A 10,501-nucleotide genomic window follows, 5' to 3' on the forward strand; every position below is an offset into this window, starting at 1 on the left:
CGGACGAAAGCCTTCTCATTATCAGGTGTTTCTGGCGTGCGCCAGACAACGCCGTCAACAGCGTACAGCGTCAGACCACACCAGTCAGGGTGGGAAGTCTGTGCATTCCAGAGCTCGCTGCTCTGTCCGAAAACCCGCCGTACAGCGTCGTCCCCCAGCCGCTGCCTTGCCTGCACTACGGCACTGGGCGCAACGAAAGGACGGTTTCCCGGTAAAAGAATATCAAGGCGATTAACGATGGCGTGAAGGGATTCTTTGCGCTCAAGGGCCATGCCGATGAGACACCAGACCATCAGATCTGTAGTGAGTCTGCGCTTACGGAGCGTGACCGTGCCAGCTTCCTCAAGGCAGCGGCTGATGAGCGCAGGGTCAAGAACATCCGCGAGCGTATTCAGAGGATTACGAAGAGAATCGTAACGAGAGACGATATCAAGGGCCTGACTGAGCTGCATAAAAAAATCCGGAAACGAAGCGTTTCCGGATTCTTACACAGCCACTGGATCGTTCAACTGATCCTTAACTGATCGGCATTAGGCCTTTCGGCCCGTTTTCTTTTATGCGTTCTGGCGCCACCATTCGGCGAGCAGAATGCCAGTCGCCACGGAGACGTTAAGACTCTCAACGTTGCCGGTACCGCCAATCGACAGGCTGATATCACCCTGCTGGAAGGCGCTGTCGGACAGACCTTCACGCTCCTGACCCAGTACCAACACCATTTTGGCTGGCAGCTCAGCTTTCGCCAGCGGCGTGCCTTCATGGCTTGAAGTCGTCACGATGGTGTAACCCGCTTTGCGGAAGGCTTCCAGACCGCTGGCAAAACTTTCACCGCTGATCGCCTGCACATGTTCTGCGCCACCTTCGGCAGTACGTACTGCCGCGCCCGATTCCAGCAGGGAAGCATCGTTAACCAGCAAACCTTTCACACCGAAGTGTGCGCAGCTACGCATGATGCCACCGAGATTGTGCGGGTTGCTGACATCTTCCAGCGCCAGCACGCAATCCCTGGTATCCGCTTTTTTCAGCCACTCAGAGACTTCCATGCCTATACGTTTCTTGATGATGAAGCACACGCCGCCGTGGTGTTCGGTGCCTGAAGCCTTAGTCAGCTCGGCATCATCCACCACGTGGTAGGCTTTACGGTTGGCCGCTAACCAGCGCAGCGTTTCGCGGAAGCGCGGGGTGACGCTCTGGATAAACCAGGCACGTACAATGCTCTCTGGACGGCTGGCAAACAGCGCCTGGCAGGCATTTTCGCCGTAAACGCGCGTCTCTTCCTGACGCTGACGGCGAATCTGCTCGGGATCGATCACCGGCTTATTGCTCGCTGCCTCATCAATCTGGCTATCGTCCGCTACCGGTGGGCGTGAAACGGTGCGCCACGGAGAATCACCAAAGCTGCGATTGTCATCACGATCGTCGCGACGACCGAAGCTGCGACCGCGGTCAGCATTGCGTGCATCACGCGCGGGCGTTCCGCGTCCACCTGCACTGCTGCGACCACCTTCTTCATTATTACGTGCAGTACGAGGACCAGAACGACGATTATCTTCCTGGCGCGCAGCAGGACGGCCGCCTTTGCCGGTACGGGGATTTGGCTTTTGGCCTGCATCCTCATCACGTACATACATCACTTTTACCTTGCCGCTTTTGCCTTTAAATTCGTCGTTCATTTGTTCCTCCTGCATTGAGAGCGCGAAGATTACCTGATGTGCTGGAGCTTAGCTATCAACTATTGAACCTATTGGGCAATCCAGATTGAGCATAGCACTCAACCTTTTCATAATGTTCGGCAATCATAACATTTACAGGTCCGGTTTGAGGTGACGATGAATACTGTATGTGCCTCCTGTCAGGCAACTAACCGCGTTCCCGAGGAACGTATTGCCGATGGCGCCAAGTGTGGTCGCTGTGGCGACGAGCTGTTCAATGGTGAAGTCGTGAATGCCACGGCAGCCACGCTTGATAAATATTTGCAGGACGATTTGCCCGTGGTGGTCGACTTTTGGGCGCCGTGGTGCGGTCCGTGCGTGAACTTCGCGCCTGTTTTTAAGGATGTCGCTGACGAACGCCGCGGTAAAGTGCGCTTTGTGAAAGTGAACACGGAAGCCGAACCGGCACTCAGCTCACGCTTCCGCATCCGCAGTATCCCGACCATTATGGTGTTCAAAAAAGGTGAGATGGTCGACATGTTAAACGGGGCAATGCCCAAAGCGCCGTTTAATGAGTGGCTCGACGAATCACTTTAAGCACCTCAGGCCAGCCCCTGTGCTGGCCTTGCTGTTCGCCTTCCATTAAACTGGCGTTTTTTTCCTGCCTGCGATTCTATGTCTGAAAATGCCGTTCTGCGCTTACGTGCGCAACGTTTAGCACGCGCTACGCGCCCGTTTCTTGCCCGTGGCAATCGCGTGTTGCGTTGCCAGCGTTGTCTGTTGCCGCAAAAAAATTGCCTGTGTGCCACGCTGCAACCGCAGCTAGCACGCAGCCGTTTTTGCCTGGTGATGTTCGATACCGAGCCGATGAAGCCGAGCAATACCGGACGCCTGATTGCCGATATCCTGCCTGATACGCTGGCGTTTGGCTGGTCACGCACCGAACCTGATGAAGCGATGCTCGCAGCAGTGCAAACCACCGATTATCAGCCACTGGTAGTATTTCCGGGCTCGTATGCCGATGCAGGCAGGGAAGTCCTCATCACACCTCCGCTCACCGGCAAACCACCGCTATTTATTATGCTGGATGGCACCTGGACCGAAGCCCGCAAAATGTTCCGCAAAAGCCCCTGGCTGGATGCGTTCCCGGTGATGTCACTCAACGTTTCCACACCGTCGCGCTACACGCTGCGGGAAGCGCACGGCGAGGGCCAGCACTGTACCGCTGAAGTGGCCGCCGCGCTGCTGGAACAGGCTGGCGATGTTGAGGCAGCAAGCGCGTTACAGCAGCATTTTGAGCATTTCCGCCACGCTTATTTGGCAGGCAAGCCGCATCATCCTGTGCACTATCAGGAAAGTGTGCTGTAGGGATCGCCTGATTTTTTAACTCGTCCGTTTGATTTATAGTCGCACATCGCCATGGAGTTGGCTCCCAACATAAGGATGATGCGCTATGAAAGTCTGGTGGCTTGTTGTGCTGCTGATAGCGGGCTGCAGCACGGCACCGCAAACTGACTGCCCTTACCCACTGCCGTTACAATCCGTTAGCACACGCCCAGGTGGCATCATTAGCGTTGCTGAATTGCAGCCCGGTGATTTGCTGCTCTCCTCCGCCACCTCGCCTCAATCCTGGGGCATTCGCCTGATTAGCTTCAGCGGTGTCAGCCATGCCGCAATCTACCTGGGTGATCGGCAAGTGGCGGAAGCCGTGGGCAGTGGTGTCAAAATCATTCCGCTGCAACAGGCTATTGAGGAGAGTAATAACGTGTTGGTGCTACGCGTGCCCAGCCTCACTCAAGACCAAAGCTCGCTGTTGCGCGAATTTGCCCACCAGCAACAAGGCAAAAAATACAATTTCAAAGGTATCGTGATGTTCATGCCGTTTATGGTTTCGCGCCGCGTCTGCGAGCTGCCGCTGATGCACGAAAATCTACGCAGTGCCTGTCTCACTGCATTAGCGCGCGTGCAACTCGCCGACGTTGACGATCCTCAAGCCAATCGCTTCTTCTGCTCAGAATTCGTCATCGCAGGATATCGCCATGCAGGCGTCGAGCTACTTCAGGGACAGGCGAGCTGGGTCAGTCCGGCTGATCTCATGCATCTGCGTGATGGAGATGTCTCAGCATGGCATAGCGAGCAGAATATGCAGTACATCGGCCATTTAAAGCGCTGGAACCTTAAAGAGATCCTCAGCCTGCGATCGGCGAGTCGGCAAGCAGAGTAAAAAGCGTTTACAATCATGCCAATCTTGATGTCGGGAGCGGATGATGAGCCAACGCGGACTGGAAGCACTGTTACGACCTAAATCAATCGCGGTGATTGGTGCGTCAGTTACACCGGGGCGCGCCGGCTACTTTATGATGCGTAATTTGCTGGCTGGCGGATTTAGCGGTCCGGTGCTGCCGGTCACGCCGAAGTATAAAGCCGTAAGCGGTGTGCTGGCCTGGCCGGATATTGCCAGCCTGCCGTTCGCGCCCGATCTCGCCATTATCTGTACTCATGCCAAACGCAATCTGGAGCTGCTGCAGCAGCTGGGTGATAAAGGCTGCAAAGCCTGCATCATTCTCTCCTCGCCCGCCAGTCAGCTTGAAGAGTTGAAAGCCTGCGCCAGCCAGTGGCAAATTCGCCTGCTCGGCCCGAACAGTCTGGGATTGCTGGCCCCGTGGCAAGGATTAAACGCCAGCTTCTCGCCGGTGCCGATCGCAAAAGGACGCATTGCCTTTATTTCTCAATCCGCTGCGGTATCCAACACCATTCTTGATTGGGCTCAACAGCGCAATCTCGGCTTCTCCTGGTTTATCGCTTTGGGCGACAGTCTGGATATTGATGTTGATGACTTGCTGGATTTCCTGGCGCGTGACGGTAAAACCAGCGCTATTCTGCTCTATCTAGAGCATCTCAGTGATGCGCGCCGCTTTGTTTCGGCCTCTCGTAGCGCCTCACGCAATAAACCGATTCTGGTGATCAAAAGCGGTCGCAGCCATCAGGCACAGGCGATGATTGGCACACTCAGCGGGCTGGATGCAGCATGGGATGCCGCGATTCAGCGTGCCGGTTTGCTGCGGGTGCAGGACACGCATGAACTGTTTTCCGCGGTGGAATCGCTAAGCCATATGCGTCCATTGCGAGGGGATAGATTGATGATCATCAGCAACGGCGCAGCCCCCGCAGCCTTAGCACTGGATGAGCTGTACGCGCGTAATGGCAAACTGGCTACGCTGAGTGATGAGACTTTACAAGCCTTGACCACGTTGTTGCCCGAGGGCGTTGGGCGCGGTAATCCGCTGGATCTCAAGGACGATGCCACCCCTGCGCGCTATGTTGCCTGCATTGAACAACTACTGGATAGCCATGAACTCGATGCATTAATGATTATCCATGCCCCGAGCGCCGTGTCTCCCGCCACCGAAACGGCCGAGCAAATTATTGCGACAGTGGCAAAACATCCGCGCGGCAAACAGGTGACACTTCTCACTAACTGGTGTGGCGAATACTCGTCACAAGCCGCTCGTCGTGCTTTCACTCAGGCCGGAATCCCCACCTGGCGCACGCCGGAAGGCACGGTGACCGCTTTCATGCACCAGGTCGAATATCGCCGTAACCAGAAGCAATTGCGTGAAACCCCCGCTTTGCCGATAGGCCTGACACAAAATAGTACGCAGGCGCACCAGTTGATTCAGCAAGCGCTGGATCAGGGGATCAACACGCTGGATACCCACGAAGTGCAACCGGTGCTGCAAGCGTATGGTTTGTCGACGCTACCGACCTGGATTGCGAGTGACAGCCGTGAGGCCGCCACTACTGCCGATCAGATTGGTTATCCGGTGGCGCTTAAGCTGCGGTCGCCGGATATTCCACACAAATCAGAAGTTCAGGGCGTGATGCTGTATCTGCGCAGTTGTGAGGAGGTCGAGCAGGCCGCTGAAGCGATATTTGATCGCGTGCGCCACACCCATCCTCAAGCCCGAATTGATGGATTGCTGGTACAAAGCATGGCGAATCGTGCGGGTGCGCAGGAATTACGCGTGGTGGTGGAGCAAGATCCGCTGTTTGGTCCCATCATTATGCTGGGTGAAGGCGGCGTAGAATGGCAGGCCGATAAACAGGCTGCCGTCGCACTTCCCCCATTGAACATGACGCTGGCGCGTTATCTGGTGATTCAGGCGATGAAGAGCGGCAAAGTGCGCAGTCGCAGTGCGTTGCGTCCACTGGATATTGCCGGGCTGAGCCAATTGCTGGTGCAGGTTTCAAATCTGGTGGTAGATTGCCCGGAGATCCAGCGGCTGGATATCCATCCGCTGCTGGCCTCCGCGAATGAATTCACCTTGCTGGATGTCACGCTGCAACTCGCGCCATTTACTGGTGATAACGAAGCGCGTCTGGCTATCCGTCCTTACCCGCATCATCTTGAAGAACAAGTACAGCTGAAAGATGGGCAGTATTGCCTGTTCCGTCCGATCTTGCCGGAAGATGAACCACAACTGCGCGCGTTTATCGCTCAGGTAACGAAAGAAGACCTTTATTATCGTTATTTCAGTGAGATCAATGAGTTCACGCATGAGGATCTCGCCAACATGACCCAAATCGACTATGACCGAGAGATGGCCATTGTTGCAGTACGACAGCACAACGGGAATGATGAGATTATTGGTGTGACGCGTGCGATCTCGGATGCCGATAACATTGATGCGGAGTTTTCGGTGCTGGTGCGCTCCGATCTTAAAGGACTCGGGATGGGCAGACGATTGCTGGAAAAGATGATCCGCTATACGCGCGATCATGGTCTGCAACAATTGAACGGTATCACCATGCCACACAACACCGGCATGATTACGCTGGCACGAAAACTGAATTTTCGTGTGAATATACAATTGGATGATGGCATTGTCAGCCTGAATTTACCGCTCGGTGAGGCGTGATGATATCCTGTACAGAAAGGTAAAAATCCTCCTTATCAGGCCGGTTGATGTTATTATTTACCGTTAGGATCATGATTTGATGGCAAAAGGCCATGCAATGAACAGAGAAGAAGTGCACTGTGATGTTGTCTAAATTTAAACGCAATAAACACCAACAACACCTCGCACAGCTGCCTAAACTGTCACAATCCGTGTCGGATGTGACCACGCTTTACTCGCCTGCCGAGTTCCGTGAGACCCTGCTGACGAAAATCGCTGCGGCTGAAAAACGCATCTGCATCGCCGCGCTCTATCTCGAGAACGACGACGGCGGGCGTGGCATCATGCAGGCGCTCTATGCTGCGCGTCAGGCACGTCCGGAGCTGGATATCAGTATTCTGGTGGATTGGCATCGCGCGCAGCGTGGCCGAATTGGCGCCGCTCGTGGACTGACCAACGCTGATTGGTATTGCGAGATGGCAGCACAGCATCCCGAGATCGCTATTCCAGTGTATGGCATTCCCGTTAACACGCGTGAAGCACTTGGCGTACTGCATCTGAAAGGCTTCATTATTGATGACACCTTACTGTATAGCGGCGCCAGCCTGAATGATGTATATCTGCATCAGCATGATAAATATCGCTATGATCGCTATCAGCTAATCCGCAATCCACAATTGGCGGACACCATGTACGCGTGGATTTGCGAAAATCTCAAGCAGTCCGATGCGGTTAATCGCCTTGACCAGACTGAGCGTCCATCCAGCCCTGAAATTAAAAACGAAACACGCCAGTTCCGCCAGGATTTGCGCAGTTTTAACTACCAGTTCGCGGGGAATACTGACAATGACTCACTGGCGGTCACGCCGCTGGTGGGCCTTGGCAAACGCAGTCTGCTCAATAAAACCATCTTCCATTTGATGCCGTGCGCCGAGCGTAAACTGACGCTGTGCACGCCTTACTTCAACCTGCCAGCGATCCTGGTGCGTAATCTGATCCACCTGCTGCGTCAGGGTAAAGAAGTGGAGATCATCGTGGGCGATAAAACCGCCAACGATTTCTACATCCCGCCTGACCAGCCGTTTAAAATCATCGGCGCACTGCCCTATCTGTATGAGATCAACCTGCGACGCTTTCTGAGCCGTTTGCAGTATTACGTCAATAACGGCCAGTTGACGGTGCGTTTGTGGAAAGACGGCGAAAACAGTTATCACCTGAAAGGCATTTGGGTGGATGACGAGTGGATGATGATTACCGGTAATAACCTTAATCCGCGCGCCTGGCGACTGGATTTGGAAAATGCGGTGCTTATCCATGATCCGAAGAATGAGCTGGCAGAACAGCGCGAGAAAGAGCTGGCGTTGATTCGTGAACATACCACGACGGTCCAGCACTTCCGCGAATTAGAGAGTATTTCTGACTATCCGGCGAAAGTACGTAAGTTAATCCGTCGTCTACGCCGTATCCGTATTGACCGTCTTATCAGTCGCTTACTCTAGCAGATGCGTGCGTTCATCCTCTGCGTAGTTTTACTTTGTAGTGGATGTGCGCATGTGGCACAAGATAACTGGACCGGTAAGGACAAAGCTGAACACTTCTTCTCTTCTGCCGTGCTAGCCGCTGCCGGCAGTGAAATCTCCCAACACCAGCATCAAAGCCGTGGACAAAATTTACGTTTTGGCTTTTTGTTCTCGCTGAGTTTTGGCGTAGGAAAAGAGTTATATGACAGCCGCTCTTCGGGGAGCGGCTGGAGTTGGAAAGATCTCAGCTATGACGTGGCGGGAGCGGCCACTGGCGTTGCCTTGTGGAATTTAAGCCAATAATCACAGTGCAATGCCCTTCCCTTTGCGATGGAGCATCAGGGAAATAACGAAGGCCAATGCCCCCATCGCCGACACATACCAGAAGAAACTGGTTTCAATCCCCTCTTTCTTCAGCAGTAAAGCGACATACTCGGCCGAACCACCAAAGATCGCATTAGCCACCGCATAAGATAAGCCAACACCTAGTGCGCGCACTTCTGGCGGGAACATTTCTGCTTTCAGAATGCCACTGATGGCGGTATAGAAGCTGGTGATAATCAGCGCCAGCATGATCAGTGCAAATGCGGCCCAACCGCTCTGCACATTTTGCAGCATCATCAGGATCGGCACGGTACAGACCGCTGCACCCGCACCAAAGATCATCATCGAGGATCGACGACCGATCTTATCTGAAAGCGCTCCAACGATCGGCTGAATCAACATGAAGACGAATAATGCAGCAGTCATCAATCCGCTGGCACTGCGTGCATCCATCCCTGCCGTGTTGACGAGATACTTTTGCATGTAGGTGGTAAAGGTGTAGAAGCTCAGTGAACCGCCGGCAGTAAAACCCAATACCATCAGAAATGCGCGTGAGTGATTGCGCAGCAAACCCATAACGCTGCCCGCATCTTTATGTTCACGATTCTTTTTCTCGGAGGTTTCATTCAGTGAGCGACGCAGCCACAGAGCGACCACAGCCAGCACGGCGCCAAGGAAGAAGGGGATACGCCAACCCCAACTCCGCAACTCTTCGTCGCTGAGGATCTGTTGCAGCACTACCACGGTAAGAACCGCTAACAGCTGCCCGCCGATCAGCGTCACATACTGGAATGATGCGTAAAATCCTTTACGGCCTTCTAAAGCGACTTCACTCATGTAAGTAGCGCTGGTGCCATACTCTCCTCCCACTGACAACCCTTGAAACATACGCGCCAGCAGCAGGATCACCGGTGCCGCTACGCCAATTTCGCCGTATCCTGGCAGGCAGGCGATCACCAGGGATCCTAAACACATCATGCAGACAGAAATCAGCATTGAGTTTTTACGTCCATGGCGATCGGCGATATAGCCAAACAGCCAGCCACCAATCGGACGCATTAAAAATCCAGCGGCGAATACACCTGCTGTTTGCAGTAACTGCGTAGTGGTATCGCCTGCCGGGAAGAATACATGCGCGAAATAGAGTGAGAAAAAGGAGTAAACGTAGAAATCGAACCACTCGACCAGGTTGCCCGATGACGCGCCAACAATCGCCCAGATGCGTTGTTTGCTGTTTATCGTTGATTCAGATGGTGCCACTTTTTGTTGTAGTGAGTCGGTCATGTCTTACCTCATTTCCTTGCGATAAATTAATGCCAAAGGATTCAGTAAAGCACGTGTTGGGCGGTTTCGGGAATTGGATGACGTTGAAGGTGCTAATTTGTGATTAGTAAGGGATTTTGGGGGTGAAATTAGGGCGATTGCATGCAATTTCAGCGTTATATAGACGTAAAAAAACCCTGAACTTTCGTTCAGGGTTTCTTCACTTGTTTGATGCCTGGCAGTTCCCTACTCTCGCATGGGGAGGCCCCACACTACCATCGGCGCTACGGCGTTTCACTTCTGAGTTCGGCATGGGGTCAGGTGGGACCACCGCGCTAAAGCCGCCAGGCAAATTCTTGTGCTCTGTCCTGTGTCTTTTGTGCTGATGCTGCGTTGCTCTCCCTCGCGTAACTCAGTCACATACCTCAGTATGCTCCTTCGTTCCGTCCCGGTCGGCGCCTTGCCTCAGCGCAAAATCCTTCGGACTTAACTCCGCAGGACATCGCTAATTCTTTTATCCGGATGAACAAAGCTGAAAATCTACTTCTGCGTCTCTCAAAAAACGCCTCTGGCGTTGTAAGGTTAAGCCTCACGGGTCATTAGTACCGGTTAGCTCAATGCATCGCTGCACTTACACATCCGGCCTATCAACGTCGTCGTCTTCAACGTCCCTTCAGGACTCTCTGGGAGTCAGGGAGAACTCATCTCGGGGCAAGTTTCGTGCTTAGATGCTTTCAGCACTTATCTTTTCCGCACTTAGCTACCGGGCAATGCCATTGGCATGACAACCCGAACACCAGTGGTGCGTTCACTCCGGTCCTCTCGTACTAGGAGCAACCCCCCTCAA

The 10,501-nt window shown here is 53.7% G+C and carries 9 protein-coding genes and 2 rRNA genes; 6 read left to right on the forward strand and 5 right to left on the reverse strand.

What is annotated here, in order from left to right; translation table 11 throughout:
* Together CRO33_RS24025 and CRO33_RS24030 are read right to left on the reverse strand one after the other, a co-directional pair.
* The coding region (locus CRO33_RS24025; protein WP_176505815.1) for a transposase domain-containing protein at window positions 1-452 on the reverse strand (452 nt) is incomplete at its 3' end.
* A 102-nt stretch (window positions 453-554) separates the two neighbouring features.
* Window positions 555-1,670 (reverse strand): tRNA/rRNA methyltransferase, encoded by a 1,116-nt coding sequence (locus CRO33_RS24030; protein WP_097119809.1) that lies wholly within the window; start codon window positions 1,668-1,670, stop codon window positions 555-557.
* Between the two features lie 156 nt (window positions 1,671-1,826).
* Here CRO33_RS24030 and trxC point away from each other — a divergent pair, with 156 nt between their 5' ends.
* The 6 genes from trxC (at window position 1,827) to CRO33_RS24060 (ending at window position 8,370) form a co-directional block, all read left to right on the forward strand.
* Window positions 1,827-2,246, forward strand: coding sequence for a thioredoxin TrxC (gene trxC, locus CRO33_RS24035; RefSeq protein ID WP_034825465.1), 420 nt, complete (start codon window positions 1,827-1,829; stop codon window positions 2,244-2,246).
* A gap of 78 nt (window positions 2,247-2,324) precedes the next feature.
* Window positions 2,325-3,017 carry a tRNA-uridine aminocarboxypropyltransferase gene (locus CRO33_RS24040; protein WP_097119810.1) on the forward strand — a complete coding sequence of 231 codons (693 nt, stop codon included), beginning with the start codon at window positions 2,325-2,327 and terminating at the stop codon, window positions 3,015-3,017.
* Window positions 3,018-3,102: 85 nt separating this feature from the next.
* Window positions 3,103-3,873 carry a YaeF family permuted papain-like enzyme gene (locus tag CRO33_RS24045; protein WP_097119811.1) on the forward strand — a complete coding sequence of 257 codons (771 nt, stop codon included), beginning with the start codon at window positions 3,103-3,105 and terminating at the stop codon, window positions 3,871-3,873.
* A gap of 43 nt (window positions 3,874-3,916) precedes the next feature.
* Window positions 3,917-6,568 carry a bifunctional acetate--CoA ligase family protein/GNAT family N-acetyltransferase gene (locus CRO33_RS24050; RefSeq protein ID WP_097119812.1) on the forward strand — a complete coding sequence of 884 codons (2,652 nt, stop codon included), beginning with the start codon at window positions 3,917-3,919 and terminating at the stop codon, window positions 6,566-6,568.
* Between the two features lie 122 nt (window positions 6,569-6,690).
* The gene (gene pssA, locus CRO33_RS24055) at window positions 6,691-8,046 is read left to right on the forward strand and encodes a CDP-diacylglycerol--serine O-phosphatidyltransferase (protein ID WP_097119813.1); all 1,356 of its coding nucleotides are present in this window, start codon (window positions 6,691-6,693) and stop codon (window positions 8,044-8,046) included.
* A 3-nt stretch (window positions 8,047-8,049) separates the two neighbouring features.
* Window positions 8,050-8,370: a YfiM family lipoprotein gene (locus tag CRO33_RS24060; RefSeq protein ID WP_058959193.1), complete on the forward strand. Its 321-nt coding sequence runs from the start codon at window positions 8,050-8,052 to the stop codon at window positions 8,368-8,370.
* Here CRO33_RS24060 and CRO33_RS24065 read toward each other — a convergent pair whose 3' ends face one another.
* The 3 genes from CRO33_RS24065 to CRO33_RS24075 form a co-directional block, all read right to left on the reverse strand.
* A complete protein-coding gene (locus CRO33_RS24065; protein WP_097119814.1) occupies window positions 8,371-9,675 on the reverse strand; it encodes an MFS family transporter in 1,305 nt (434 codons plus the stop codon).
* A 212-nt stretch (window positions 9,676-9,887) separates the two neighbouring features.
* Window positions 9,888-10,003, reverse strand: a 5S ribosomal RNA gene (gene rrf / locus CRO33_RS24070).
* 229 nt (window positions 10,004-10,232) lie between these two features.
* Window positions 10,233-10,501: ribosomal RNA gene (locus tag CRO33_RS24075) — 23S ribosomal RNA — on the reverse strand; the annotation flags it as partial.

It is taken from the genome of Pantoea sp. GL120224-02, assembly GCF_900215395.1.
Taxonomy (GTDB): Bacteria; Pseudomonadota; Gammaproteobacteria; order Enterobacterales; family Enterobacteriaceae; genus Pantoea; species Pantoea communis.